This is a genomic window from Nodosilinea sp. P-1105 (genome assembly GCF_012911975.1).
Taxonomy (GTDB): Bacteria; Cyanobacteriota; Cyanobacteriia; order Phormidesmidales; family Phormidesmidaceae; genus Nodosilinea.
Genome location: NZ_SMDQ01000003.1, coordinates 17,690 through 42,343, shown reverse-complemented (window position 1 = coordinate 42,343; position 24,654 = coordinate 17,690). Strand labels below are relative to the sequence as shown.

27 protein-coding genes, 1 tRNA gene and 1 pseudogene are annotated in these 24,654 nt (G+C 55.2%); 16 read left to right on the top strand and 13 right to left on the bottom strand.

Annotated features, from left to right (window positions below):
* Window positions 1–177: 177 nt before the first annotated feature.
* Together E1H13_RS02125 and E1H13_RS02120 are read right to left on the bottom strand one after the other, a co-directional pair.
* Window positions 178–387, bottom strand: a pseudogene (locus tag E1H13_RS02125) (DUF4058 family protein); the annotation flags it as partial.
* A 67-nt stretch (window positions 388–454) separates the two neighbouring features.
* Complete coding sequence (locus E1H13_RS02120; protein ID WP_169611741.1) at window positions 455–919, bottom strand: cupin domain-containing protein; 465 nt, start codon at window positions 917–919, stop codon at window positions 455–457.
* A gap of 223 nt (window positions 920–1,142) precedes the next feature.
* Here E1H13_RS02120 and E1H13_RS02115 point away from each other — a divergent pair, with 223 nt between their 5' ends.
* Window positions 1,143–2,000, top strand: a complete 858-nt coding sequence (locus tag E1H13_RS02115; RefSeq protein WP_347404107.1) for a DUF3598 family protein — start codon at window positions 1,143–1,145, stop codon at window positions 1,998–2,000.
* Here the strand turns inward: E1H13_RS02115 and E1H13_RS02110 are convergent.
* The 4 genes from E1H13_RS02110 to E1H13_RS02095 form a co-directional block, all read right to left on the bottom strand.
* Window positions 1,997–2,920 (bottom strand): ABC transporter permease, encoded by a 924-nt coding sequence (locus E1H13_RS02110; RefSeq protein ID WP_169611740.1) that lies wholly within the window; start codon window positions 2,918–2,920, stop codon window positions 1,997–1,999. The two genes, E1H13_RS02115 and E1H13_RS02110, sit on opposite strands and share 4 nt — an antisense overlap.
* 13 nt (window positions 2,921–2,933) lie before the next feature.
* The gene (locus tag E1H13_RS02105; RefSeq protein WP_169611739.1) at window positions 2,934–3,959 is read right to left on the bottom strand and encodes an ABC transporter ATP-binding protein; all 1,026 of its coding nucleotides are present in this window, start codon (window positions 3,957–3,959) and stop codon (window positions 2,934–2,936) included.
* 42 nt (window positions 3,960–4,001) lie between these two features.
* Complete coding sequence (locus E1H13_RS02100; RefSeq protein ID WP_169611738.1) at window positions 4,002–4,958, bottom strand: heme o synthase; 957 nt, start codon at window positions 4,956–4,958, stop codon at window positions 4,002–4,004.
* A 146-nt stretch (window positions 4,959–5,104) separates the two neighbouring features.
* Complete coding sequence (locus tag E1H13_RS02095; RefSeq protein ID WP_169611865.1) at window positions 5,105–6,064, bottom strand: heme A synthase; 960 nt, start codon at window positions 6,062–6,064, stop codon at window positions 5,105–5,107.
* Between the two features lie 503 nt (window positions 6,065–6,567).
* Here E1H13_RS02095 and E1H13_RS02090 point away from each other — a divergent pair.
* The 12 genes from E1H13_RS02090 to E1H13_RS02035 all read left to right on the top strand — a co-directional run bounded on the left by E1H13_RS02090 (window position 6,568) and on the right by E1H13_RS02035 (window position 13,244).
* Window positions 6,568–6,912: a hypothetical protein gene (locus E1H13_RS02090; protein ID WP_169611737.1), complete on the top strand. Its 345-nt coding sequence runs from the start codon at window positions 6,568–6,570 to the stop codon at window positions 6,910–6,912.
* Between the two features lie 212 nt (window positions 6,913–7,124).
* The gene (locus tag E1H13_RS02085) at window positions 7,125–7,574 is read left to right on the top strand and encodes a hypothetical protein (protein ID WP_240966362.1); all 450 of its coding nucleotides are present in this window, start codon (window positions 7,125–7,127) and stop codon (window positions 7,572–7,574) included.
* Window positions 7,575–7,645: 71 nt separating this feature from the next.
* Complete coding sequence (rplS, locus tag E1H13_RS02080; RefSeq protein WP_169611736.1) at window positions 7,646–8,011, top strand: 50S ribosomal protein L19; 366 nt, start codon at window positions 7,646–7,648, stop codon at window positions 8,009–8,011.
* Between the two features lie 52 nt (window positions 8,012–8,063).
* Window positions 8,064–8,136: transfer RNA gene (locus tag E1H13_RS02075), tRNA-Trp, on the top strand.
* Between the two features lie 214 nt (window positions 8,137–8,350).
* Entirely contained in the window at window positions 8,351–8,605 is a 255-nt protein-coding gene (gene secE / locus E1H13_RS28255) for a preprotein translocase subunit SecE (RefSeq protein ID WP_169611735.1), read from the top strand.
* Window positions 8,605–9,309, top strand: a complete 705-nt coding sequence (gene nusG, locus E1H13_RS02065; RefSeq protein WP_169611734.1) for a transcription termination/antitermination protein NusG — start codon at window positions 8,605–8,607, stop codon at window positions 9,307–9,309. The genes secE and nusG overlap by 1 nt, the downstream gene beginning before the upstream one ends.
* Before the next feature lie 3 nt (window positions 9,310–9,312).
* Window positions 9,313–9,738 (top strand): 50S ribosomal protein L11, encoded by a 426-nt coding sequence (gene rplK, locus E1H13_RS02060; protein ID WP_169611733.1) that lies wholly within the window; start codon window positions 9,313–9,315, stop codon window positions 9,736–9,738.
* A gap of 87 nt (window positions 9,739–9,825) precedes the next feature.
* On the top strand, window positions 9,826–10,545 hold the full coding sequence (gene rplA / locus E1H13_RS02055; RefSeq protein ID WP_169611732.1) for a 50S ribosomal protein L1: 720 nt from the start codon (window positions 9,826–9,828) through the stop codon (window positions 10,543–10,545).
* A 304-nt stretch (window positions 10,546–10,849) separates the two neighbouring features.
* Window positions 10,850–11,416, top strand: coding sequence for a 50S ribosomal protein L10 (rplJ, locus tag E1H13_RS02050; RefSeq protein WP_169611731.1), 567 nt, complete (start codon window positions 10,850–10,852; stop codon window positions 11,414–11,416).
* A 167-nt stretch (window positions 11,417–11,583) separates the two neighbouring features.
* The gene (gene rplL, locus E1H13_RS02045; protein WP_169611730.1) at window positions 11,584–11,991 is read left to right on the top strand and encodes a 50S ribosomal protein L7/L12; all 408 of its coding nucleotides are present in this window, start codon (window positions 11,584–11,586) and stop codon (window positions 11,989–11,991) included.
* A 379-nt stretch (window positions 11,992–12,370) separates the two neighbouring features.
* Window positions 12,371–12,577, top strand: coding sequence for a hypothetical protein (locus tag E1H13_RS02040; RefSeq protein ID WP_169611729.1), 207 nt, complete (start codon window positions 12,371–12,373; stop codon window positions 12,575–12,577).
* Window positions 12,578–12,623: 46 nt separating this feature from the next.
* Complete coding sequence (locus E1H13_RS02035) at window positions 12,624–13,244, top strand: hypothetical protein (RefSeq protein ID WP_169611728.1); 621 nt, start codon at window positions 12,624–12,626, stop codon at window positions 13,242–13,244.
* Here E1H13_RS02035 and E1H13_RS02030 read toward each other — a convergent pair.
* The gene (locus tag E1H13_RS02030) at window positions 13,241–14,575 is read right to left on the bottom strand and encodes a TrkH family potassium uptake protein (RefSeq protein ID WP_169611863.1); all 1,335 of its coding nucleotides are present in this window, start codon (window positions 14,573–14,575) and stop codon (window positions 13,241–13,243) included. The two genes, E1H13_RS02035 and E1H13_RS02030, sit on opposite strands and share 4 nt — an antisense overlap.
* 164 nt (window positions 14,576–14,739) lie before the next feature.
* Here E1H13_RS02030 and E1H13_RS02025 point away from each other — a divergent pair, with 164 nt between their 5' ends.
* Window positions 14,740–15,600, top strand: a complete 861-nt coding sequence (locus E1H13_RS02025; protein ID WP_169611727.1) for a methyltransferase domain-containing protein — start codon at window positions 14,740–14,742, stop codon at window positions 15,598–15,600.
* 139 nt (window positions 15,601–15,739) lie between these two features.
* Here E1H13_RS02025 and E1H13_RS02020 read toward each other — a convergent pair whose 3' ends face one another.
* From E1H13_RS02020 to E1H13_RS02005, 4 genes are all read right to left on the bottom strand, one after another.
* The gene (locus E1H13_RS02020) at window positions 15,740–17,092 is read right to left on the bottom strand and encodes a DUF3747 domain-containing protein (protein ID WP_169611726.1); all 1,353 of its coding nucleotides are present in this window, start codon (window positions 17,090–17,092) and stop codon (window positions 15,740–15,742) included.
* A 350-nt stretch (window positions 17,093–17,442) separates the two neighbouring features.
* On the bottom strand, window positions 17,443–19,656 hold the full coding sequence (locus E1H13_RS02015) for a hypothetical protein (RefSeq protein ID WP_169611725.1): 2,214 nt from the start codon (window positions 19,654–19,656) through the stop codon (window positions 17,443–17,445).
* Between the two features lie 324 nt (window positions 19,657–19,980).
* Window positions 19,981–20,334, bottom strand: coding sequence for a Spx/MgsR family RNA polymerase-binding regulatory protein (locus E1H13_RS02010; protein WP_169611724.1), 354 nt, complete (start codon window positions 20,332–20,334; stop codon window positions 19,981–19,983).
* Window positions 20,335–20,493: 159 nt separating this feature from the next.
* Entirely contained in the window at window positions 20,494–20,721 is a 228-nt protein-coding gene (locus E1H13_RS02005) for a Calvin cycle protein CP12 (protein WP_169611723.1), read from the bottom strand.
* Between the two features lie 271 nt (window positions 20,722–20,992).
* Between E1H13_RS02005 and E1H13_RS02000 the strand changes: the two genes are divergently transcribed.
* Entirely contained in the window at window positions 20,993–22,228 is a 1,236-nt protein-coding gene (locus E1H13_RS02000) for an FIST N-terminal domain-containing protein (RefSeq protein WP_169611722.1), read from the top strand.
* A 182-nt stretch (window positions 22,229–22,410) separates the two neighbouring features.
* Here E1H13_RS02000 and E1H13_RS01995 read toward each other — a convergent pair whose 3' ends face one another.
* Together E1H13_RS01995 and E1H13_RS01990 are read right to left on the bottom strand one after the other, a co-directional pair.
* A complete protein-coding gene (locus E1H13_RS01995) occupies window positions 22,411–23,319 on the bottom strand; it encodes a pre-peptidase C-terminal domain-containing protein (RefSeq protein ID WP_169611721.1) in 909 nt (302 codons plus the stop codon).
* Window positions 23,320–23,332: 13 nt separating this feature from the next.
* Window positions 23,333–24,115 (bottom strand): M15 family metallopeptidase, encoded by a 783-nt coding sequence (locus tag E1H13_RS01990; RefSeq protein ID WP_169611720.1) that lies wholly within the window; start codon window positions 24,113–24,115, stop codon window positions 23,333–23,335.
* Between the two features lie 72 nt (window positions 24,116–24,187).
* Here E1H13_RS01990 and E1H13_RS01985 point away from each other — a divergent pair, with 72 nt between their 5' ends.
* Complete coding sequence (locus E1H13_RS01985) at window positions 24,188–24,634, top strand: ATP-binding protein (protein ID WP_347404106.1); 447 nt, start codon at window positions 24,188–24,190, stop codon at window positions 24,632–24,634.
* Window positions 24,635–24,654: the final 20 nt, after the last annotated feature.

Genomic DNA, 24,654 nt, shown 5'->3' with positions numbered 1-24,654 from the left:
ATTACTGGAATATCGTCGCATCGGATTGGGGAAAGCGGTAATTTTGTCACTAAGTTTTCAGCTTATGGCGATCGCCGTCCCTGGGCTTTTAGCCAGCTATCTATCCAGGCTAAGTCTGTCTCAGACAGAGGGGGCAGGGGATCTTGGTTGTAATCAATGAAGTAGTCATAACCGGCGCGATCGCTGCACCGTTACATCAGGTCGCCCCACCAGCAACGTGTTGAAGCCCATGACGTCGTACACACGTTTTTCAATGTCCACCTGGTACTTGGGTAACAGTTGGGGGGTCAACTCATCGGCTAGGGCCACGATCAACCGGTTATGTACCGTCGACCAGCGATCGGGATGCTCAAGGTAGGGGTTCATCCCTGGAAAAGGAGAGGCCATGGAAATTCACCTTAATCCAGCGATATCAACGGCGTTGCTTTTATCTTAGATCAACGCGATCGCCCCGTTATCCCAAGTCCCGCCGCCCCAGCACCGCCATATCTTCCTCATCTAACTCCACCGGGGTGCCACTGCGAATCAGCTCGGCAAAATCTTCGTTGGGCACCATAATGCACAGGGCATAGAGTCGGCAGGGGCCAGTGTTTTCTACCACATGCACCCCGTTTGGAGGCACCAAAATACTGTCCCCGGCCCGAATCTGCACCGTTTTGCCATCGCAGGTGGCTCTGCCTTCCCCCTTCAGTACAAAAAACATTTCCACGGCAATCTGGTGACGATTGGCAGGGGTTTTGCCGCCCACGTCAAAAATTTCCACACAGTAGGTCAAAGACATATCGGCAATGGTGGGGTCAAACACCAGCGCTAGACGATTGGTGTCCCCAGGGCTAATGCGAAAGGCCTGGTAGTCTTTGGGGGACTTGTACACCGGCACAACGCAGCTGGTCGGTAGCGTGCAGGTCAAGGTATCCATAATATTAAGCTCAGCAAAGGACGATCAAACCCAGCCCATGGCCTAAACGCCTTAGGCAAAACCCTCTCTACGCTTATCAGACTCCCATAGTCGGCAAGGTGACTGTGGGTACTTTTCATAAAATGTTTCGTCCCGATCTTTCCAGCCCTGGCCAGCGGGCCGCCCTCTCCTGGGTGTCGAACTCAGGTTTAATGGAATAGGTAAGGGATTTTTCAGTGGGGCTTTGCCGTTGGTATCGCAGTGGGATCGATTGCTTAAAAATCAGGGCACCTGGGTGGGATCATTCACTCAGCTGTCGCCCCAGGGGGAGATGCTACAAGATACCCCCACTGAGGTGGCGCTGACTCCCACCGACCAGGGGCAGGGGATGCGCCAGGAAATTCGTAAATACCTGCCGGGGCAACCGATGGAAGAAACGGTGCTCAATTACCGCTCTTTGGGGCGGGGGGTGCTGTTCTGTGACACTGGGGCGTTTTCCCAGGGGGCGATCCAGTGGAGCCCGGTGAGCGAGTTTGGAGCGGAACTAGGCCTGATCCATGGCCAGGAGCGGTTACGACTGGCCCAGGTGTTTCAGCGGCAGCCCCAGATCAGCACCCTAACCTTGATTCGAGAGCATCTGCAAGGCAGTGCCCCAACCCAGCGACCTCCCCTGTCGGTGGATCAACTGGTGGGCACCTGGATCGGTCAAGCGACGACTGTCTTTCCGGACCTGCAACCGGAGCAAACCATGACAAGTCAATTGGTGGTACAGCGACCCGGGGGCAATGGCCCCAAGGGGCCGGCCGTTGACCATCGCCTTCAGCAAACCCTCACCTTTGGCCAGAGTCCCCCGATTCAAACAGCAGCCCGCCCACAGGGCAACATCCTCCAGTTTGACCAGGGAGAGCAGCCCGTGACCTTACTGTTGCTACCTGACGGGGCCTCAGCCACCTTTCCTACGGCCATCCAACCGGGGAAGCCCTTCTTTTTAGAGGTGGGCTGGTTGATTGCCCCCAACCAGCGGCAGCGGTTAATTCGCACCTACAATGCCCAGGGCACCTGGGTGAGTTTGACCCTGGTGATCGAACAAAAACAAACCTAGGCCATGCGCCGCCGCAACAGGGGTTGAATTAGGGCCAAGGCTACCCCACAGAAAATAACCAACACCCCCAGGCTAGCGCCCAGTGTGACCCCGGCAAAGGGGGCCTGCAACACGACACTACCCAGGGTCCAATCCGGGTGCAGATAGACGTAACGAATTGGTTCGATCGCATAGGTCAGTGGATTCAGACTAGCCACAACCTGTAGCCACTGGGGCATAAAGTCTAGGGGCACCAAAGCAGTGCTGGAAAACAGCAGGGGCAAGTTGGTGACAAAAATGACGGCAATCAGCTCGATGTGGCCGGGCAGGGCAAAGGTCAGGCCCAAGCTCAGGGCCGTTACCCCCAACACCAGGGTCATCACGATCCCCAGCACCAGCACCAGCCCGGGCAAGTTGGGAAACCCCGCCCCCAGCACCGCACTCAAGGCCAAAATGGCGGCGGTTTGCACTAAGCTAAGGGCAGCGATAAAGATGGCAGAAGCTACCACGATCGAATAGCGAGAGGCCAAAGGGGCCACCAAAAATCGGTTGAGGAAGCCAAACTCCCGGTCAAACATCACCGGTAGACCGGCATTCAGGGCTCCCCCAAAGGCGGTAAATACAATGATGCCGGCCCCTAGGAACTGGCCATAGTTGCTACTTTCGCCAAACAACCCGGCCGGGACATTTTGAAACAAGGCTCCAAACAGCACCAGCCAGATCAACGGCTGAATAATACCGGCAATCAGAGTGGATGGGCGGCGTTGCAACTGGATAAACAGCCGCCGGGTCATCGCTAGGGTTTCTTGAATAAAGGCGGCAGACAACAGACCCTGGGACTGTTTGGACGGATCGCCTAAGCTCGCTTTCCAAGTGCTTAAGTCGTCATTCTCTAGGGGCCTGGAGCCATTGCGGCCTGAAGTTGGGATAGTCGTACTCATGGGGGCTGCTCTCCTAACGTCCCTTCATAGCTTGTTTCTTTTCTTGTTTTAAATCCCGCTGACCAACGGCCGCCAGTTCCGCATCCATCAGGGTGCGACCGGTGGCCGCCAGGTAGACGTCATCTAGGCTAGGGCGCGACTGGGAAATACCAAAGACTGGTAACCCTGCTGCGGCCAGCGACTGCTGCACCGCTGTCAGGGCATCCGCCTGCCGTTCAACCACTAGATTTAAAGAGTTCCCCTGGGCTGGGTTCACAATTACATCCTGGACGAAGGGCAGGTCCGCCAGCATCGCTTTAGCTTTGGCGGCTTCGTCGTCGGGGGTAAACTCACGAATGCGCAGGGTAATGCGATCGCCGCCAATTTTGTCTTTCAAGTCGCTAGGGGTGCCTGCGGCAATCACCTGGCCTTGATCAATAATCGCCACCCGATCGGCCAGAGCGTCTACCTCTTCCAGGTAGTGACTGGTAATTAAAATGGTGGTGCCAGCGGCCTTGAGCTGCCTCAGAAAGGACCACACCGCCGAGCGGGTTTCAATATCCAGCCCCACGGTGGGTTCATCCAACACCAACACATCCGGTTGATGCAGCAACCCCAGGGCCAAATCCAAGCGCTTTTTCAAGCCCCCGGAATAGATCCCAGTCTTTTGATCGGCCCAGTCTTGCAAATCCAGCAGGGAAAGCATTTGCTCAATCCGGCCCAGGGCAACGCTTTTGGGCATGTGGTAAATCGCCGCTTGCAGTTCCAGTAACTCGCGCCCGGTAAGCACCTTATCGAGAGCCACCTCCTGGGCAATGTAGCCCAGGTAACGGCGAGCCACCTGGGGCTGTTCTAGCACTGGAATACCCATCAGCTCAATCCGGCCACTATCCGGCACAGCCAAGGTACATAGGCAGCGGATGGTGGTGGTTTTGCCCGCCCCGTTAGGTCCCAGCAGCCCAAAAATTTCCCCAGGCTGAATGGTCAGCGACACATCCTGGATAGCGGTCACAGATCCATAGGACTTTCTCAGGTTTTCGATGGTAACTGCGGCAGCCATGCGGCAAACCTAACCCTAGAAACAACAGTTCGTGACTTTATTCTACAGAATATAGCCCGATAGGCTAGAGACCAGCAGCTTGGTCACGGGCCAGCTGTCTATGACCATGCCTGCCGACAGCAGCATCATATAGAGAATGGAGTACTTAAACAGGCTGCGGGCCAGGTCGCGATCGCCGGGAGCGTTGAGTAATGCCCAGGCTTTACGCACAAAGACACCTCCCAGGAACAGGGCGATCGCGCCATAGACCACCCCAGTGGCACCCAGGGGGTAGGTCATCATCAGGGTAAGGGGAACGAGCACCAGGGTGTAATACCAGATTTGGCGGGCGGTGGCAGCATCGCCCACCACCACGGGCATCATCGGTACTTTGACCTTGGCGTAGTCGTCTTGAATCAGCATGGCCAAACCCCAAAAGTGGGGCGGTGTCCAGATGAACACAATGCAGAAAAACAGCCAGGCAGCCAGGGGCAGATCCCCGGTGACGGCGGCCCAGCCCACCAGAGGCGGGACAGCCCCGGCCGCACCCCCAATCACAATGTTTTGGGGGGACGATCGCTTCAGCCAGTAGGTGTAGACCCCCACGTAAATGGCCAGGCCCACCATAGCCATCACAGCGCTGAGCAGGTTAGCAAAGACCAGCAGCAGGGTGAACGATAGGGCCGCCAGCACCCCGGCAAAGACCAGGGCATCACGAATCTGGATGCGCCCCGAGGGAATCGGTCGATGGCGGGTGCGTTCCATATCGTAGTCGATGTCGCGATCGTAAATGCAGTTAATGGTCTGGGCCGAGGCCGCCGCCAGGGTACCGCTGAGCAGGGTGACCATCAGCAGCACCGGGTCAACCTGTCCCTGGCCCGCCACCCACATGGCAGCAGCGGTTTCAATCAGCAAAAGGGGAATAATCCGGGGCTTTGTGAGCTGCACATAGCTCCGAATTACAGCCTTGAACGAGTCATGGTGCCGGGTGGCATCGTTCCAGGTGGTTGTTTGATTCATGCAGAGAAAATCCTCATCAGGTCTGAACTTGAAGACTGGGTGGAAAACGGTAACCGGTAATCGCTGAGGCCTTAGAGGAGTCACCGGGGAGAGGGATTACAGGGGGTAGAGGACAGTCCTTGCTGTCCCTACCGCTAAAAAACAGGTCAAGGGTTTGGGGCAGAGCCGGGCGCGGGCTGGGGCCGGAGGCTGATGCGATGGTCAAAGACCGGCCCCTTGGCGCGATCGCGCCAAGCCAGCACCGTAAAGCTAACCAGGATGCCCACCAGGGCTGCCCCCAGGGTATGGTGCACCACCGTCAAGGGCTCCACCTGGAGTCTGAGGCGAAAGGTGGCAATTCCCATCACCAACTGAAACACCAACAGCATGCTAGCTAGATTGCCCAGGCGGCGCAGCCGGTAGTCGAGGGCTGGGGTACGCCATACGGTTAGGGTCAGGGTTAATACAGCCGCCGTCGCCGGTACAACCCCCAGCAGATGAGAATTCATCACCTGGCACAGTTCACGCAGGCCAAAGCATTGGTGGGCCGCCCAGCGGGAGCCCACTAGCCCTCCTAGTAGGCACTGGCCATACACCAGACCAGTAGCGCCGGTGCCCAACCAAGGCAGAGAGCCAACGGTACCGGTCGACACTTGGGGCAACAGGAGGGTGCCCATCGCCACCATGGCGCTAAAAAACAGCAGTGCCGCGCCCAAGTGGGCGGTGACAATGTCAAACCGCAACAGCTGGGTGACGGTCAGAGCCCCCAGCCCCCCTTGCAACCCAATCAGCGCCACCGCCCCGACCGCAGCCCAAGGGAGCCACGCTGGTAGCTGACGCCGATACCATAGGCTGAGCCCTACCAGCCAGAGGGTACTTAACCCAATCAAGGCGGCATCCAGGCGGTGAAACCACTCTAGAAACACCTGCAGGTTCATTTGCTGCCGAGGCACCCACTGGCCGTAGCAGAGGGGCCAGTCTGGGCAGGCTAAGCCCGCATTCATTACTCGGGTGGCACTGCCCACGGCCATCAGGGCCAGGGTGGCTAAAGCGATTTTCCAAACCAGGCGACGCACCCGATCCACCGGGGAAGCGGGCAAGTCCGGCGATCGCTCAGTGCCTCCCATGGGGGATCGCCGCCAACCGCCATCAGTGCTAGACGATGAGAGCGATGCAAAATTTCCAGCCATGTCGCCTCCATAGATGTAACCGCCAGCCTACCGTTAAGCCTTCGTATCGCCGATCAAAGCTCGATCACCAGCCGCTGCTTTAAATTTCGTAGCATTTTGGTTGCTCAACCCCGGCACCAGCAAGCGTTGTTCTCTAATACTTTAGGGACGACAATCAGTCAACGGCCAAAGCTTTAGGTTTTTCTTCGGAATTTGCAGGTGTTTTCTTTAGATAACGAATAATTTTTATTGCGTCACAGTTCTTAACGTTGCGAAATCTGAGGTGACGGGTCTAGCGTCCAGGTTCCATGAACATCAGGTCAGTTCAGCGGCACCCCCGATTTACCAGCCGCAGAACTATCAGCAGAGGGCTAGATCAGCAGAATTGATTCAAAAGCGAGTGCTCCTGCCTATAGACTCGGTATTAGGTCAACCCAATACACCTCAATTCGGAGATCACCATGACCGATCAGCTTACGGTTAACCTGTCCCAAGGGTCCGTACGTTTTGCCTTTCCCCCCGAGGCGGCCAAGGCCCTAAAAGTCTCCCTCGAAGATTTAATGGCTCAGTTGAAAGTAGCCAGTGCTCCAGCCGAAGGGCGAGCTCGCCCTACCCCAAAGGCGGCTATGGAATATCGATACACTGGGGAGGTGTTCCTAGAGGTGTTTTGCAATCCCAATATCTGGTCGTCTCCCTTTGCGGCTCAAGCCCTGATTACCCTGCGGGACGATCGCATTCGGATTACCACTGAAGTCGGCCTACCCCAACTTTATGACGACATCAAGCTGTATCTAGAGCAGGTCTAGAATGACACCAAGTCTAGATCCCGAACTGGACTTTCCCACAGGCAGACCCCCAGATCTGGACTTGAGTTTGGTTTATATCCACTGGCCACTGTGATCGCTCAGTCGTTCTAAGAGTCGTTCCAAACGTAAGCTCTGATGCCAAAGCCAAAAACTAGGGCGCGGTAGTATAGTTCTGGGGCCGCTTTCTTAACTCACTGCCTTTGGCTGAGGTCATGCGGTACCCTGTCGGTGTGTTTCTAGGGCAACAGAGCGTTATGAATCCGGATACTCTCTCCCAAAGCTTGCAGAAAGGGTTTCGTGTCACCCTTGGAGCTACAGCCTCCCTGATCGAAGCGATGCAAGATCCCCAACAATCGCGTCAGACCTTCTCTGGCTTGGGGAACGATGTCAATCGGCTCACCGAAGAACTTGAGATCAAGGGGGAAGTGACTGAGCGTGAAGCCCGCCAGTTCGTAGACGGACTGATGAGTCAGATGCCCGACCTATTTCAAGGGACCGATCTGTTTCAAACCGATGGATCGTCTGCCCCCCCAACCGTTAATACCGTTGCTACCCCTGTGGTTGATCTATCTATCCAGGCTGAATTAGAAGCGCTAACCCAAGAACTCACCCAGATTCGCCAGGATATCGAAACTCTCAAAGCCGGTGACTCCGGGGCATAATTTTTAGATAAACCAGATCAATGGGGCTGTTAATGGTCTATAATCGTAGACCGTGCATATTGGCAGGCCCTATGAACGCAGAGGAAATAATCCGCTCAATAGAAGCGGAGCAATTAAAGACAGATGTCCCTGAAATCTACGTCGGCGACACAATACGTGTTGGCGTCCGGATTCAAGAAGGGGGTAAAGAGCGGATTCAGCCTTACGAAGGTACTGTCATTGCCATGCGCAATGGCGGCATCAATCGATCGATTACCGTGCGTAAAATCTTCCAAGGAATTGGGGTAGAACGGGTGTTCCTCATCCATGCTCCCAAGGTAGCCAGCATTAATGTGCTGCGCCGGGGTAAGGCTCGTCGTGCTAAGCTCTACTACTTACGCGATCGCGTTGGTAAGGCCACTCGCTTGAAGCAGCGTTTTGATCGCCCTATCAAGTAAGATAGAGGGGGTTCGCTTCTACCGTTAGAAGCATCTGCCTCTACGGCCCCATGCGTCCTTAGTTCAGTTGGTAGAACGCGGGTCTCCAAAACCCGATGTCGGGGGTTCGAGTCCTCCAGGGCGCGCTGAGTGACAACAGCGTTAATGCCCGGAGCTTTTATAAATCCTGAACCGGGTTCAGGGAATGTATGGGCTGCGGGCATTGTCTCTGTTTTAAACTCTTCCATCTGTTGGTCGCTCTCAAGCTTTTTGATGGCAGTGTCCGACCGATGGTGAAAAGAGCAATGTGAACAAGCAACTCGGTTTAGTTAGGACTGACAACCAGCAGGAGCCAATCCAGTGGTTAAAAAAGAAGCCGCAACAGAGTCCAAAAGTAAAAGCAAAAAAGAGGTCGCTGCTAGCGCCAACGATGGCGGATTTAAGCTAGGTGCTTTTTTGAAGGGCACTAAGGAAGAGCTTGGTAAAGTTGTGTGGCCTAGTCGTCAGCAACTGATCAGCGAGTCTGCGGCGGTGATCTTAATGGTCAGTCTTTCGGCTACTTTGATTTATTTGGTAGACCAACTGTTTGGCTGGGTTTCAAGACAGGTATTTTAATGGCTTTGACTTCAGACGACTTCAACTATGACGATATTGATGCTCTAGATGAAACCAAAAATCTAGAGGACAATCTCGATGATGACTTGTCGGAGGCTGAAGCGGCCAGTTCTGATGAGCAATCCTCCAAATACTATCAGCGCAAAGCTCGTTGGTATGCAGTTCAGGTAGCATCGGGGTGTGAAAAGCGCGTCAAGCTTAACCTAGAACAGCGGATTGGTACCCTTGATGTGGTTAATCGCATCTTTCAGGTAGAAATTCCCCAAACCCCGGCGGTTAAGTTGCGGAAAGATGGCTCTCGCCAAAACATCGATGAGAAGGTCTTCCCTGGCTATGTTTTGGTGCGCATGTACATGGATGATGAAGCCTGGTCTGTGGTCAAGAACACGCCCCATGTGATCAATTTTGTGGGAGCTGAGCAGCGTCGAGCCTATGGACGCGGCCGGGGGCACGTTAAACCCATGCCCCTTAGCCCAGGAGAGGTTAAGCGCATCTTCAAGCGAGCAGAAGAGCAGCAACCCGTGGTCAAAGTGGATATGGCTCCTGGGGATAAAATCACGGTTCTCTCTGGTCCCTTTAAGGACTTTGAAGGGGAGGTGGTGGAGGTCAGCCCCGAGCGTAGCAAGCTTAAAGCGCTACTATCCATCTTTGGGCGTGACACTCCAGTTGAGCTGGAATTTAATCAAGTGGAAAAAGAGAGTTAATCAATGGCCAAGAAAGTTGTTGCGTTAATTAAGCTGGCAATCCCTGCTGGTAAGGCGAATCCGGCTCCCCCCATTGGCCCAGCGTTGGGTCAGCACGGGGTGAATATCATGGCGTTCTGCAAGGAATACAACGCTCGCACCCAAGATAAAGTGGGCCTTGTGGTGCCTGTGGAAATCTCGGTATTTGAGGATCGTAGCTTTACCTTCATCCTTAAGACCCCCCCCGCCTCCGTCCTAATTAAAAAAGCCGCTGGCATTGAAAAAGGTTCTGGGGAGCCCCGGACCAAAAAAGTAGGCACCATTACCCGGGCTCAGCTCAAAGAAATTGCTGAGACCAAGATGCCTGACCTCAACGCTAATGACATTGAAGCTGCCATGAACATTGTCGAGGGGACGGCTCGTAACATGGGTGTTAGCGTTGCTAACTAACCCACTATTCCACAGCTAAGCTAATATTAACTACTGTTCATTTACGGGGAAGAGGCGTTAGCTTCGTTAGCACCCCAAGGAGATACCATGACCAAGACCATATCAAAGCGCCTAAGGGATGCCCAAGCTAAGGTAGAAGACCGGCTTTATGAGCCCCTTGAAGCGCTGCAGTTGTTGAAAGACACCGCAACGGCCAAGTTTACAGAGTCAGCAGAAGCCCACATTCGCTTAGGGATTGATCCCAAGTACACCGACCAGCAGTTGCGGACGACAGTCATTTTACCGAAGGGTACGGGTCAAACCGTTCGTGTCGCTGTTATTGCTAAGGGCGAGAAGGTGGCTGAGGCAAACGCCGCCGGGGCCGATCTAGTGGGCTCGGAAGAGTTGATTGCCGAAATTCAAAAGGGCATGATGGACTTTGATGTCTTGATTGCTACCCCCGACATGATGCCCCAAGTGGCTAAGCTGGGTCGTCAGCTGGGCCCCCGAGGTTTGATGCCTTCCCCTAAGGGGGGAACGGTTACCTTTGACTTGCCCCAGGCGATTGAAGAGTTTAAGGCCGGTAAATTAGAATTCCGGGCTGACAAAACGGGTATTGTTCATGTTATGTTTGGCAAGGTTGATTTTTCTATTGAAGACTTGCTGGTCAACCTCAAGGCGCTACAAGACTGTATCGATCGCAATCGTCCCTCGGGGGCCAAGGGTCGTTACTGGCGTTCTGTGACAGTGTCATCCACCATGGGTCCTGGCATTCCTGTGGATGTTAGCGCTCTACGGGATCTTAAGCTGGATGCTGTGGCGGCCTAACTGTCGCTGTTTAACAGGTTGTGGCTAGCCCCATGGGGCTTTCGATCAGGAGATTTGTCTATCGCTTAACTTCAACAACGTTATAGGTCAGACCATAGACAGCCGGTATCCGCTTATGGTGGTGTAAATCCAGCCGAGGTTGACAGAGTCTACAAGTGCTTTGGTTGATAAAACGGCACAGTGTAGTGAGTCTACCCCGGCCATGGCGTCGGGGTTTTGTCATGGAAGCCTGAGGTCTAAGTTGCAGCGTTGATAGATATCAAAGTTTGTTCCCTATCCCCGCTAAAAAGGAGGTGAGATTGATATGGGGAGAACCCTAGCCAATAAAAAGGAACTGGTAACAGAAATTCAGGAACTCCTGAGTGATGTGCAGTTGGCTTTGGTCATTGACTATAAGGGTCTTAGTGTTGCCGAAATTACGGATTTGCGTAATCGGCTGCGGCCAAAAGGGGCTGTCTGTAAGATTGCCAAAAATACGCTGGTGCGCATTGCCGTAGATGGCGATGAAAACTGGCAACCGATGACCGAGTTCCTCAGAGATTCATCAGCGTTTCTGCTGATTAAAGATGATTTGGGGGGGGCGATTAAAGAGTACCAAGCCTTCCAAAAAGACACCAAGAAAACCGTCCTGCGGGGCGGGGTGATGGAAGGTCAGGCCCTGAGCGAAGAGCAGATCAAGGCCATTACTGAGCTACCCACTAAAGAAGAGCTTATGGCTCGTTTGGCTGGTGCCATTAACGCGATGCCAACTCGTCTGGCAGTGGGCGTTAAAGCTGTGCCTACCCAGTTGGCGGTGGGGGTCAAGGAAGTTCCGGCTTCTCTGGCTCGTGCTCTACAAGCTGTATCCCAACAGGATCAGGATGCAGCTTAGCGTGTTCCAACCAATTTTTCAGCCAAACCGTTGGCTAAACTTGCCTGTTTGGCTGAGTTCAGCATCGATGCGGCGGATATGTTTTGGCATGGAATACGCTTAGGACCGTTAAATTGTTTCGATGTGTTTGTGTTTTGTCGTCTTAATCCAGGAGTTAATAGCAAGCTATGTCTGCTAAAACTGATGAAATTCTCGAACAGCTTAAGTCGTTGTCTTTGTTAGAAGCCTCTGAGCTGGTTAAGCAAATTGAGGAAGCCTTTGGGGTTGATGCCTCTGCTTCTGCGGGTGGTGGCATGATGATGATGGCCCCTGGCATGATGGCTGGTGGCGCTGCGGCGGCGGCTGAGCCCGAAGAAGAGAAGACTGAGTTCGACGTGGTGCTGGAAGAAGTGCCCGCCGATAAGAAGATCGCCGTGCTGAAGGTTGTGCGTAGCCTCACCGGTCTTGGTTTGAAAGAAGCCAAGGAAATTGTGGAAGCAGCGCCTAAGGCGATCAAGGAAGGCGTGTCTAAGGATGATGCTGAAGATACCAAGAAGCAGCTGGAAGAAGCTGGCGGCAAGGTGTCTGTTAAGTAATTCCAACGCTTTTTCTTAGGTCATTAGTTTCTCTTAGTTACGAATGGCCCTGGTTGACTGACAAAAGTTGTTGGCCCTCACCCCCAACCCCTCTCCCAGAGGGCGAGGGGAGCCGATCCACTCTCTTGTTCCCTCTCCCCTCGGGAGAGAGGGCTAGGGTGAGGGGCTTCCGAAGGATCTGTGCATAAGTTTTGTCAGTCAATGAGCGAATGGCCTAGGTTTGAATCATCAGCCCTCTACAATGCTGTGGAGGGCTTTTTTGTGGTAAGCCTGGAAGCATAGGGCATCTGGTTAAGAAGTAATCGCTAAGATGGAGAAGTAGCTAGGGCGCTTGTTCAATCCATGCCTCTGGTTCAATGTTCTTTACCTGGTTTGAACCATGGCCCAGCACCTAAAACGATGGGAGTCGCCCCGACGCAGTGGCCGTAACCACAAGGGACGGGGGGGTACAGCCCGGCAACGCCAACTGTCAAAGCGGCAGCAGACCCTGCGCCGTCGGCTCAGGTCTACCCCGGACACCAATCAGCATAACCCCTTCCCTAAGGAGAGCCAGGGCTCTCCTTTTGTTTTACGGGGACTGGAGTAGCTAGACTACCAAAGCATATTAGGATATTGGACTGGTATGACCCCTTATGGCTTATAGCGAATTCACCTTAGCCCATGTCAAAGATGCTTTTGGGCTAACCCTAGATGAAACTCAGGACTTATTTAAATCGGTGGAGGCAGTTCCTCCCTCGGCTATTTTGTCAACGATGCTGGTTGATTACATTCCTTTGGCGACAGCTATTGCTACGGAAAAAGCCAGATCTGAGTTTTTGATTGCTCCGATTTTGGCTGAGGTCCGGCGGCAGCTCAATGGCCAAATTTCGCTTTTTTCTGGTAGCGAGTTTGTGGTGGACCCATCCCAAGGATTACAAGGATTTTGTGACTACATCATTAGTGCCTCCCAAGAACAGCTGTTGATCACAGCGCCTGTGGTGATGATTGTGGAAGCGAAGCGAGAAGACATTATCGGCGGACTGGGGCAGTGTATTGCGGCCATGGTGGCGGCTCAGGTGTTTAACCAGCGACAGGGAAATCTTAAGCCATTGATCTATGGGGCTGTGACGACTGGCACAAACTGGAAGTTCTTGACTCTGGGTGGGACGGTGGTGCGGGTTGACCGGGTAGAGTATTACATCAACCAGATTGATCAGATTCTGGGAATTTTAATGGAACCACTGCGCCCGTCTGTGGCGTTAACGGCTGGCTAGCCGATTAGCAGTTCTTCTTCGGGATATTGGACGGCGGTCGGTTTGGGATCGCCCACCAGGGCGGCCATAAAGAGTAGGACGCCCACCCGTCCCAGGTACATGGTGGCGATGATGACGTATTTGCCGAAGTCAGACAGCTCGGCTGTAATGCCCGTGGAAAGGCCCACCGTGGCAAAGGCGGATACTGACTCGAACAAAATGCGAATGAAACTGAGGGTGGGATTAGAAATGGCTAGGAGGGAGGTAGTGGTGACGACCACCAGGCCAGATCCGACAACCACGGCGATCGCTTTTAGAACCCGGCTGGTGGAAATTTGCCGTCGGTAGGTAATGACGGCCTCTTGACCTTGGAGGACCATGCGGGTACAGGCCAACAAAATACGTAGGGTTGTGGTTTTAATGCCACCGCCGGTGCTGCCAGGACTGGCCCCAATGAACATCAGGGCAATCATAATAAATAACGAAGCATTGCCCATGCCCCCAATATCGATGGAGTTGAAGCCAGCGGTGCGGGCAATCACGGATTGAAACCAGGCCATCAACAACTTAGTTTGGGGGGCAAAGGGGCCTAGGGTATCGGGGTTATTAAATTCGGTGAGAAAAAAAGCGCCTGTGCCCAGGACGAGCAAAATTGCCGTGGTGCTAGTGACAATTTTGAAGTTGAGGGAAAACATGGTGCGGGTGCGGCGGCCTTCGGTGCGATCGCGTAGCCACATCACCAACTCCATAATCACCTGGTAACCGATGCCACCAATAATCACCAGGGCGGTGACCACTCCATTCACCCAAGGGTTAAGGGCGTACCGCACCATGCTGTCTGCGAACAGGCTAAACCCAGCATTGTTAAAAGCGCTAATGCTGTGAAAGATCGAAAGCCAGAGGCCCAGCCCTGGACCATAGTCCTGATGGAAGACTGGGTAAAAACAAAAAATGCCAGTCAGCTCAAACACCAGGGTCATTGCAATAATCGACAGAATCAGCGATCGCCCCCCGGACAGCCCAGAATTATCCATAGACTGCTGAATGGCGATGCGTTCTCGTAGCCCCAGTCGCCGCCCCAGCAGCAGCACCAGAAAGGTGTTCGCCGTCATGTAGCCCAGCCCCCCCACCTGAATCAGGGCCAGAATGATGCCCTGGCCCACGGGTGAAAAATAGCTACCGGTATCGACTACGATCAACCCGGTCACACAGACCGCTGAGGTGGCGGTAAACAGGGCCACCAGGGGGCTGTTCCAGTTACCGCTGGCGGTGGCCACTGGCAAGAGCAATAGCACGGTTCCCACCCCAATTAGGACCAAAAAGCCAGAGCATATGGTGCGAGAAACCGTCATTTGCATAGGATGTATGAGTCAGCATGGCTAAACTGTGCGATCGCGCAGAGCAACCCTATATTTCCATGAGTTGACCCTCTCGACTACTATGCCAAAAGAATTTTCCCAAAAACCGGGAAGAACCGGCGCTAACTTTAATCACCTACTGTTTGACGTAATCAACCATGGCTAATCCCCTATACGACCAAATTCGCACCTTTTATGACGACGCTTCTGGGCTGTGGGAGCAAATTTGGGGAGAGCACATGCACCATGGCTACTATGGCCCTGACGGCGGTCAGCGCAAAAATCGCCGTCAAGCCCAGATTGACTTGATTGACCAATGCCTGGCCTGGGGCCACGTGACCCAGGCCCAGAGGATTCTGGACTGTGGCTGTGGCATCGGTGGCAGCGCCCTGGTATTGGCCCAGCGGTTTAACGCCCAGGTCACGGGTATCACCCTGAGTCCAAAGCAGGCCCAGCGGGCTACAGAACGGTCAGTAGCGGCTAACCTGGCTGGTGACACGTCCCCCTGCGCCCAGTTCCAGGTGGCCAATGCCCTGCAAACCCCCTTTGCCGACCAAACCTTTGACCTAGTCTGGTCGATGGAAAGCGGGGAGCACATGCCTGACAAAGTGGCCTTTTTGCAAGAGTGCTACCGGGTACTCAAGCCCGGAGGCAAGCTGCTGATGGCCACCTGGTGCCACCGCCCTACAGACTCCCTGGGAGGACCCCTGACCACCGCAGAACACCAGCAATTGGACTGGATCTATCGAGTCTATGGGCTACCCTATGTGATTGCCTTGCCCGAGTATGAGGCGATCGCCCATACCTGTGGATTCCAACAGGTGACCGCCGCCGACTGGTCCCCGGCGGTGGCTCCCTTCTGGGATCAAGTCATTGCCTCAGTGTTTACTGTGGAGGCGCTGCTGGGGCTGATTAAAGCTGGCCCAGGTACAATCCAGGGAGCCCTGGCCTTGGTACCGATGCGCCAGGGGTTACAGAATGGCTTAATTCGTTATGGACTGTTGCAGGGGGTGCGTTAGCTGCCAAGGGACGGCTCAGGCACAGTCGTTAAATAGCCCTTCTACTTACGCCAGACTGTACGACTAACCCCAAGCCGATCGTTGAATCCTGGTGATCGGCTTGGGGTTGTCGAGGGAGTTGTTTGACAGTCAGGTGACCCTACTGGGGTCGATGCGCTGGGCAATCCACCATCCGTGCCGCCGTGGCTGCAGTATAGTCCCGCAGGGCCATGGTATTGGGGGCAAAGTTGGTGCCCGTTTCATTCAAGGGTGTTGCCACACCACAGTAGCCTGCCATTTGCCGGATGGTCGCTGCCCCCCAGTGGCCGCTGATATCCGTAAAGTTAGGCGGGTTGCTGACGTTAGTGGGTAGGGTGGTGGGCAGGTCTTCAAATCCAGGCACCGGAGTGTCAGTGGGATCAAAGGTATCCACATTGTCACGAATCAAGGCCAGGCGGTTCATCATCGCCATCAACTCCGCCCGGGACACGTTGTCTGTGGGGCGGAACAGTCCTGTGCCAGCATCCCCTCTGACAATGCCCAACTGCTGGGCCTGGCGAATTTTAACCGCACTCCAGCGGTTGACCGCCACATCCGGGAAGGGGGGGCTGAACACCTGCTGGTCCCGTTCGGCAATTAGCGAGGTGGGCAGAATTCTAGATGCGGTTTCAATCACCACCGACACAGCCTGTTCTCGGGTGAGGGAGCTGGTGGGTCTAAAGGTATTGTCTTCAGGGAAGCCAGAAATTACCCCTAGCTCTGAGGCCCGGTTGATTTCAGTGGCATAGCGGTTACCCCGAATATCCGGGAAAGCCAGCGTGGGCTGGGGCTGGGGTTGAGGGCGGGTGGGAGGATCGGTGGCTACCTCACCATCTAACAGCTGGGCCAGGGTGGCATCGTTCTCAAAATACACCAGGTGAGAGCTGACCACTTGCCCCTCGAAGGTGCGTTTACTTAGGAACCAGCCTGGATCTAACTGCAGGCGAGTGAAGCCAGTGGGGCTAATGCCATTGCTGCGACCGATGGTGAATCGCTGACGAGAGACAATGGATGGGGACACCTGCAACACTAGGTTCCCCCCCCGCTCATTCACCTCAAACCGAACCCCCGACCCGACGTCTTGCCCGGCTAAGCGTACAGCGTAACCGTTGGAGTCCCGCTGCAGGCGACAGACTCCTGAAAAGTCAAAGGTGTTCCACAGGGCATTGACGTGGGAGCGGCCATCGCCGGAGTCAGCAAAGGTCCAGCAGTCACGGTCTGCCCCGACTTGCTCAACAATGTAGAGGCGATAGGGAATCGAGGCTGTCCCTGGTACAGCCACGACTAACAGATCGCTTTCGTCGACTCGGGTGCTGCCAAATTGCTGTTGGGCCAGCATGGGGTTGGTAGGATTAGCCAGACGATTAGCCGATGCTGGTGCTGGCACAGCGGCCACGGCTGGACCAGCGCCACCCAAAATGCCTAGGGTGGCTGCGGTGAGGGCGATCGCTTTAAGATTCGCAACTAGGTTCATTGTCCCCTTTCCTGAATAGAGTAACGGGTATGAGCACATGTCATCAGCAATGAAGGGCTTTGACAGCGCTGAGTTGGCTTTTGAGCCAGGCTTTTGACAACCTGTAATAGAAACGACCACTGGGTAATAGGCAATGACCAATAGCTTCCGGCGACCTTGAATGGTAGACGGCTTGAGGCTAAGCAATTGAGCTTGCCCACCCTGCTAGAAAACCGAAATTATTGTACGGGACTATCTAGCCTATGGAGCCAATATTTCGATATTTCAAGGATTCATCCATTCTTTGGAAATGTGTATAGATTGCTAGACAGTTTAATAAACTGACACAGCTTTTAGTAAAAGGGACAATGCTACAACTCAAATTCATCCAAAGAGGGTGTCTCTAAACCCGCTGGTGTGACTGAACGGCTGACGGTCGCCTTATAACTTTCCTGCTGGGTCATGATATCAACCGTAATCGCTTCAAACCAAACTTCCAAACAGCCCATGGGCACCGTCAGGCGTAGGGTCCCTTCTAACTGTCCACGGCCATTGGGGGCCAGGTTCATCACCTGTCGGGGTTCGTCGACCAATGTCCGTGTCTGGGGATCGATCAGCCACACTTTGACATATAACCGGTTGGGATGGAAAGGAACCCGCAGGGTTAGCATGACCCCATCCCCAGCCACAAGCTCTCCGTCAGGTACATCAATATCTGGCACAGGCGGGGTAATAATCTCCGCTTCAGCCTCTGGGCTAGGGGCAGTGGGATGATTGGGGCGATCGCCTGGTATTGTGAATGGCTCGCTACCCAGACTGGCCCCCAGGGTCTCATCGGCATCGTCATAAATCACCACCTCCCCCGCAAAGGGCACGAAGGGGGCAGCTGGTTCTTGCACCTCGGCCCCATCGGTTGCTAGGTCTAGGCCTTGGGCCTCAGCAGCATCTTGTTCAACTCGTTTTTGGTGGGCATCCTGTTGAATGTTCTGGGCTAAATCATTGAGTCTGGCCCAGAATCGGTCCTGGAGCTTTAGATCCTTGAAGCCCATGGCTTCGTGGGAGGGCAATAGTGGCACCTTGGACGGTGGTGAGCTCTGGGTGGTTCGGCTTGAAGTGGCTGGGTCTAAGGTTTGGCTGGAGCGCTGAACCACCGGGGGCAGGGTTAACCCCTGGCCAGGGGTAGCTGGGGTGGTAGCTGGGGCTACCGAGCCAGTGGCGGTGGGGGGCGGTGGCACGGGATGGCTGGCAGGGGAGTCCGGCTCACTATCGCGATCGCCACCAGCGGGCGGTGAGGTACTATCGGCCACGCCATCCCCTGGGTCAGGGGGTGTGGGCTGGGTCAGGGGGCTGGGCTTAACGTTGCCCGTGGGAGGTAAGGTGGGCCGGTGCGTTTTAGCTTCGTGGGGAGAAGGGTAGTAGATTTTGGGCGGCAGGCTAGCGCTACTGCGGGGTAGGGTGACGACGGGAACTACCCGGGGGGGAGATTGGGGCAGATCGACGAGGGTCCAATCGGTGCTAGCGTTGACGCTGGATTCAGTTTTGGTCTCAGTGGAGGGGGACGGCGGCTCATCCCTACCCTGGCCGGGGCTGCTGGGGAAAACCACATCCAGGTCGGTTTCAGATTCGGCCCGATTGGCGATCGCATCAAACAGGGAGGAGAGATCCACTGTTACGGTAAACCCCTGCAACGCCAGGATATTCACGGTGCCCGCCGACAGCGATACCAGCCCCACTTCGCCCACCAGCAGCCGAGTCGAGAGCTGGGGGGGGAGGGTAACGGTTAAGTTGATCCCAGTGGGTAGGGCTGAACTGCCCAGGGCAAAAGGTGTCAAGGTCAGGACTTCGGCAGTCTGGGGATCAAGCAGACGCACGACCAGAGCCATATCAGAACAGGACTCCCCTGCCACTACCCCCCGCACCTGACCTGTTAAGCCGATGGGCTGCCCCTCTCCCCCCACCAGAGCCGTCTGGCTGAGCTCAATTTTGTAGAGTCCATCCTGCTGGGCTTCTGGGGCTGTGGCCAAATGCTGCCGCGCCTGATTCAGGGCGTCAGTCACCAGGGTTAGATCGAGCTGTGGCCAGACAGGGGCCGGGCTAGGCGGGGACGGCTGGGCTGAGGCGGCTGACCGGAGAGACTCTGGGAATGTGGAGCCCCTGGGGGTAGTGCCCTCATCGGCAAACCAGTCACTGTCCTCGTCAGTTCCTTGGGCAATAATCCGCAGTTGAATGGCATAACGCCAGGTTCTACTGGCCTGATCTCCAGACGTATCTGCCGTGGCTGGCAGTGTCTCTTCGGTATCGCCTGCGGAGCATTGAATATCCCAGATGCCCGCGCTCAGACGGGTAAAGGGCATCACCACCATCAGACCATCGTCATTGGTTTTGCCCTGACGACGCAGGGTCCGTCGTTTAGGAGGCACCTGATTCAAAAGTCGTTGGCTAATCTGTACCTGAACGGGAACTTGGGCCTGGCTACTGTGAGCCATCACCCGATAGCGCCCCTCTAAAATTTCCACCTGCGAAACGTCTAAGGGGAGCCAGCTTTGATCACCCTCCTTTTGCAGCAGAAACTCCCAGTACTCCATAGTTCAAACCCTGTAGTGACACAAGCAAGCTGATGATGCTTCAGGATACTCGCTACTGGGGGACATGGATCGATTAGCCAGTCGTAACATGCCGCCCCTGGCAATGGCTGGCTATTAGTTTACTGCATGTCCCCAGGGTGGTTCCGACAGGATGGGCCGTAGCCGATCGAGGCGGTGACGAACATCACATGCGCGAAGAACCCACCCCGCCCTCCGGGCACCCCTCCCGGGAGGGGACGGTAAGCCTGACTGGATGAGGTGAATTCCCTGAAGATAAGCAATGTTTACAACGTCGTCACCCTGATTTCTAGCCTTGACAGACCACTAACCTAAGGCCGCTTTCAGGTCCTCATCGCTGGCTCGGAATCCAACCAACACCGCCTGGCCATCGCGCACAAACAGGGGACGCTTTAGCAGCATGGCATCGGCGGCAAAGGCGTCAATCCACTGGTCATCGGTCCAGGTTTTCTTCTCATCCCCCAGGGCGCGATAGGACTGGCCAGAGGTGTTACGCATCGGCTTGGCCCCTAGGGTGTTAACCCAATCAGCGATGGTCTCCCGGTTGGGTGGGTCTACCTTGGTGTTGACAAAGCTGTAGGCTATGCCGTGGCTGTCCAGCCATTGGCAGGCTTTTTTGCAGGTGCCGCAGGTGGGAATACCGTAAACCGTGAGGGCCATAAATCCTGAATCAATAAAAAAGTAGACAGTAAGACAAAAACGTTCGGTCAGCTATAGGACTACTGGCCCTCACAAATAGCAAGAACGCCCTGGGGTAGAGGACGTTCTTGGGGGCGATCTAGGGAACCTGCGATCGCCAGGGTCACATGCTGTACCTCCCTAGTTGTCGTATACCCGACACTCGTCGGCTTCAGGGTTATTTTCGCAATAGGTTTCAAAGGAACTTTTGTCAGTACCTTTGTCCCGTTGGTGGGAGGCTTCGGCCTGGAGTTCTTCTACGGCGTCCCAAGCGGCGGCACATTCTTGGGATGTGCTGCCTGCGGTATCACAGGCTTCTCGAGCTGTCTCGAGCTCTTTTTCGATGCGATTTTTGATATTTTCAGCCATAACGTTGATTACCTTCTGCAAACTACAGCCTAACTAAATCTAAGCGGTACAGACAAGTCAAGCCTTGGCAACTAACCCTGTCTGCGGTTCATCCCAGATCGTAAATCAGTATAGTCTACCCCCTAGGTCAGACCAAGCCAGAAACCCGAACCCTGAGGGAAGGGTTGTCAACCTAGGCTGTTTGTAAATTAAGGGGATGATCGCCCAGATTTTACAGGTAGGACTGGAAATCCGATCTAGACTGAAGCCACTACGCCAGAAGGACGAGGCCATGAGTGCAACTTCCCAGCCGATGCGGTGGGCCAATGCCATATCGACCCGGGCTTCTTTGGAAGCAGCCGTGCAGGAGGTGGTAGACCAAGTTAGTCGCCAATTTGAGGGTGATCCTGACTTGGGCTTGGTGTTTATTTCCTCGTCGTTTACCAGTGAATTTTCTCGCCTGCTGCCGCTACTGCATGAGCGGCTGGCTATCCCAGTGCTGATTGGTTGTAGTGGCGGTGGCGTGGTTGGTATGGGGCCAGAGGATGCCCCAGTTGAGGTAGAAGATAACCCGGCCCTAAGCTTGACGGTGGCCTCCCTGCCAGGGGTGGGGCTGCGCAGCTTCCACATTGCCAGTGATGACTTGCCGGATTTAGATAGCCCCCCCGGGGCTTGGGTTGACCTGGTGGGGGTGGCCCCAGACCAAGACCCGCAGTTCATTTTGCTAGGGGATCCCTTTTCATCCAGCGTCACAGATCTATTGCAGGGCTTAGACTTTGCCTACCCAGGGGCCGCCAAGGTGGGGGGCATGGCCAGCGTGGATGGGTTTAACCGTAACTGTGGTCTGTTTTGCGATCGCACGCTCTATGACGAGGGTATGGTTGGGGTAGCGCTATGGGGACCGGTGGTGTTGGACACCATTGTCGCCCAGGGGTGTCGGCCCATTGGCCCTGACTATCGTGTCACCCAGGCTGAACGTAATATTGTGTTGGCCCTCAGCGACCCCATGGACGGAGCAGAGCAACCTCCCCTGGTTGTCCTACAGGAGTTGTTTCAAACCCTGAGCGAAGCGGATCGCAAGCTGGCCCAAAGCTCGTTGTTTATCGGTGTGGCCCAGGACAGCTTTAAGCTGTCCCTGGACCAGGGGGATTTTTTGATTCGCACCCTATTGGGGGTTGACCCTAAGGTGGGGGCGATCGCGGTGGGCGATCGCCTACGCCCAGGGCAGCGAGTGCGGTTTCATCTGCGAGATGCCCACACCTCAGCGGAGGATCTCGACCAGCTACTGGGGCAGTACCAGACCCAAATGGCTGCTGGCCATGCCCCGGCTGGGGCCTTGATGTTTACCTGTATGGGGCGCGGGGAAGGGCTGTATCAGCAGGCCAACTTTGACTCGGGCCTGTTTTACCAACACCTGGGGCCTGTGCCCCTCAGTGGCTTTTTCTGCGGCGGCGAAATTGGTCCCGTGGGCAAAACCACCTTTCTGCATGGCTACACGTCGGTGTTTGGCATTTGCCGCCAACCTTAGGGGCTAACCTTAATGGGTATTAACATTTCAGGTCCATCCTGTGTCCAAAAAAGGCAGTCACAGGGAAAGTTCCAACCTGAGAAAATGCTACCTAAAAGAGCAGACTGCTGGAGCTATGAGCTATGGCTTAAGATACTTTTATCTTATTGAAAACAGGTCGATCACCGTAGTGCGCAGCTGCATTATTCCTCTAAACGCCCCACCTGGTCAGCGGGGGTGAGCCCAGTCACGGTGAGGGTGTACTCGATGGAACTGCCCCCTAACCCTTGCCAGCCGGTAATCTGGCGATCGCTGTTGAGGAGGGGGTTATTGTTGTAGGTGGTAATAGCAGCGTAGTACACCCCAGTGCTGGGCAGAGAAACATCACTCAGCCGCGATTGTAACCGGGTGAAGTCGTCATTATCGGCCAGCAGGCGGCCTTCGCTATCGAACAAAAACAACTGAGAGTCATCGTCGTGATACAGCAGCCCCGGTAGAATACGAGTGACATTCACATCCAGGGTAACCACATCCCCGGCCTGGGCCAAAAAGGCATAGACATTCACCCCCCGGTTGACGGCCCCCGCCGTTACCCCGCTGCCATTGCTGGTATTAAGGCGCTGGGCTGGGGAGAGGGCCGGTATGGGGGTGGCATGGATTTGGTGCAGACCAGCGGCATAGACCGCCTGCTGACGGCGAATGTGTTGGTCAGAGGTGACATTGGGCTGCCCCTGGCCAACGCTGGCATATAAGGCGGCGTCTAGGTTTAGGGGTTGTAGGGGGGTAAACCCAGAGATGCCAAAGCCCGTAAGTAGGGGGTCGCACGCTTGGGTTGGGGGATGGGCTACCCGATCGAGTCGGTAGCGTTGAAATTGCCGCTTTAGCACCACCAGGGTGGCCCGATCTTTGGGGGGTATTTCTGGGGACGCCAGGAGACGGTCGATCTGGTTCAAGGCCCCATGCCAATCACTGAGGCAAACCGCCAGTTGCAGATTAGTCTGTACGGTAGCGGTGGGTTGGCCCCAAGCCACCCTAGCCCCCAGCCCGGTGAAAAGCAGAGACGATAGCAGCGTCGTGCCCGCTGAAAGCCCTAGCCAGACTAGTTGTTTCATAATCCTGTTCTCCTTAGTGGCTCAATTTTAGCCATTGAAGGTGGATTGAACCGCTTTTGGCGTTGCATTGCCATCGATATAAGGCTTCATCTACTATGGCCCCGCCATAGTGGGCCACCATAGACTGCCCGGTTACCTGCCGCTGCACCCAGGCCCACAGCTGATCCCCCAGGGAAAAGTGCCACCACTCTTTTGGGTGGCGACAAAATCCAGCGGCGGCCATGGCCTGATACAGGTACTGGCGATGGCGATGATAGGCCTGTTCTGGCCCTTCGCCGTAAGCTTGAAAGTGGTCGGGAAACGACCGGGGTGAGACGTCATCGATCGCTGACCCCATGGCTACCGGTTGACCGTCGCTGTCCACCAGAGTGAGGTCGATGGCGGCCCCAGTACTGTGGGGGGGCGGGGTAGCCGGGTCGTCGCTGGGCCAGGCCCAAAACTGCAACACCTCCACCATCAAGGCCTCCTGTTGAGCGGCGGTAAGGGCGGTGGGGTCTAGGCGGTGCGATCGCGCCAGGTCTGCCAGGGTATGCTCGACCATGAATCGCTGTACCGCGATCGGGCGGAAGGCATCGAAGATTTGCAGTCGCCAACCGGGGTGGTGGGCCTGTAAGTACTGCTGAGCTTGCAGTAGGGCAGCCACTACCCCCTGCCGCAAAAAATAGGGGGATTTATCGCCATAGGGCGCTCCCAACCGCTGGTAGGGATGGGGCCGAACCACAGCAAAGTGTTCTAGGGGAATCGGCACCAGTGGTTCACCACAGTCAAAAATGGGAATGGTGTGATAAGGCTTCATTGCTAGAGTCGCTACAAGAATAGCTGTTCTGACAGCCGAGGTTAGGCCTATTATGCAAATAAGACAAGTCTTGTGATCATAGATTTGACCTACCACCAAACCAGCGAAATCTCGATTCCGACGGACCCTACAGCTTTGAAGTCGGTACTGGCCTGGTTTGATCAATTTCGGTCAGCCCCGATCCCTCACAAAACCTGGATGCAATGCCAGCTGGCCTTAATCGAAGGGGTGACCAATGCGGTACGCCATGCCCATGCCGGTTTACCTGCCGCGACCCCAGTGCGGGTAACCGTTGATATTCAGGATGACACCGTAAGTATGTGTATTTGGGATCAAGGGCCAGGGTTTGACCTGACGACGGTGCTCAAGAGTAAGCTAACGACTGACAACCGTGAGGCGGACGGTGGCCGGGGGTTAAAAATTATGTACCTGGTGGCAGACCAGCTGACCTATGCCCCTAGCCCCGGCCAGGGAAACTGTCTGCGACTACAAAAGACATTTACCCCACCCCTGACCTGAAGACCGTGATACCTTGCAAA

Excerpts from the sequence above, each read along its gene's own strand:
- E1H13_RS02090 (WP_169611737.1), top strand. The coding sequence starts at position 6,568 with ATGACCGATCAGCTTACGGTTAACCTGTCCCAAGGGTCCGTACGTTTT.
- E1H13_RS02005 (WP_169611723.1), bottom strand. The coding sequence starts at position 20,721 with ATGGCTGAAAATATCAAAAATCGCATCGAAAAAGAGCTCGAGACAGCT.
- E1H13_RS02015 (WP_169611725.1), bottom strand. The coding sequence starts at position 19,656 with ATGGAGTACTGGGAGTTTCTGCTGCAAAAGGAGGGTGATCAAAGCTGG.
- rplL (WP_169611730.1), top strand. The coding sequence starts at position 11,584 with ATGTCTGCTAAAACTGATGAAATTCTCGAACAGCTTAAGTCGTTGTCT.
- E1H13_RS01990 (WP_169611720.1), bottom strand. The coding sequence starts at position 24,115 with ATGAAGCCTTATCACACCATTCCCATTTTTGACTGTGGTGAACCACTG.
- rplJ (WP_169611731.1), top strand. The coding sequence starts at position 10,850 with ATGGGGAGAACCCTAGCCAATAAAAAGGAACTGGTAACAGAAATTCAG.
- E1H13_RS02095 (WP_169611865.1), bottom strand. The coding sequence starts at position 6,064 with ATGGGAGGCACTGAGCGATCGCCGGACTTGCCCGCTTCCCCGGTGGAT.
- E1H13_RS02030 (WP_169611863.1), bottom strand. The coding sequence starts at position 14,575 with ATGACGGTTTCTCGCACCATATGCTCTGGCTTTTTGGTCCTAATTGGG.
- E1H13_RS02025 (WP_169611727.1), top strand. The coding sequence starts at position 14,740 with ATGGCTAATCCCCTATACGACCAAATTCGCACCTTTTATGACGACGCT.
- nusG (WP_169611734.1), top strand. The coding sequence starts at position 8,605 with ATGGCTTTGACTTCAGACGACTTCAACTATGACGATATTGATGCTCTA.
- E1H13_RS02000 (WP_169611722.1), top strand. The coding sequence starts at position 20,993 with ATGAGTGCAACTTCCCAGCCGATGCGGTGGGCCAATGCCATATCGACC.
- E1H13_RS02035 (WP_169611728.1), top strand. The coding sequence starts at position 12,624 with ATGGCTTATAGCGAATTCACCTTAGCCCATGTCAAAGATGCTTTTGGG.
- rplK (WP_169611733.1), top strand. The coding sequence starts at position 9,313 with ATGGCCAAGAAAGTTGTTGCGTTAATTAAGCTGGCAATCCCTGCTGGT.
- E1H13_RS02120 (WP_169611741.1), bottom strand. The coding sequence starts at position 919 with ATGGATACCTTGACCTGCACGCTACCGACCAGCTGCGTTGTGCCGGTG.
- rplA (WP_169611732.1), top strand. The coding sequence starts at position 9,826 with ATGACCAAGACCATATCAAAGCGCCTAAGGGATGCCCAAGCTAAGGTA.
- E1H13_RS02110 (WP_169611740.1), bottom strand. The coding sequence starts at position 2,920 with ATGAGTACGACTATCCCAACTTCAGGCCGCAATGGCTCCAGGCCCCTA.
- rplS (WP_169611736.1), top strand. The coding sequence starts at position 7,646 with ATGAACGCAGAGGAAATAATCCGCTCAATAGAAGCGGAGCAATTAAAG.
- E1H13_RS02100 (WP_169611738.1), bottom strand. The coding sequence starts at position 4,958 with ATGAATCAAACAACCACCTGGAACGATGCCACCCGGCACCATGACTCG.
- E1H13_RS02010 (WP_169611724.1), bottom strand. The coding sequence starts at position 20,334 with ATGGCCCTCACGGTTTACGGTATTCCCACCTGCGGCACCTGCAAAAAA.
- E1H13_RS02085 (WP_240966362.1), top strand. The coding sequence starts at position 7,125 with ATGCGGTACCCTGTCGGTGTGTTTCTAGGGCAACAGAGCGTTATGAAT.
- E1H13_RS02105 (WP_169611739.1), bottom strand. The coding sequence starts at position 3,959 with ATGGCTGCCGCAGTTACCATCGAAAACCTGAGAAAGTCCTATGGATCT.
- E1H13_RS02020 (WP_169611726.1), bottom strand. The coding sequence starts at position 17,092 with ATGAACCTAGTTGCGAATCTTAAAGCGATCGCCCTCACCGCAGCCACC.
- E1H13_RS01995 (WP_169611721.1), bottom strand. The coding sequence starts at position 23,319 with ATGAAACAACTAGTCTGGCTAGGGCTTTCAGCGGGCACGACGCTGCTA.
- E1H13_RS02040 (WP_169611729.1), top strand. The coding sequence starts at position 12,371 with ATGGCCCAGCACCTAAAACGATGGGAGTCGCCCCGACGCAGTGGCCGT.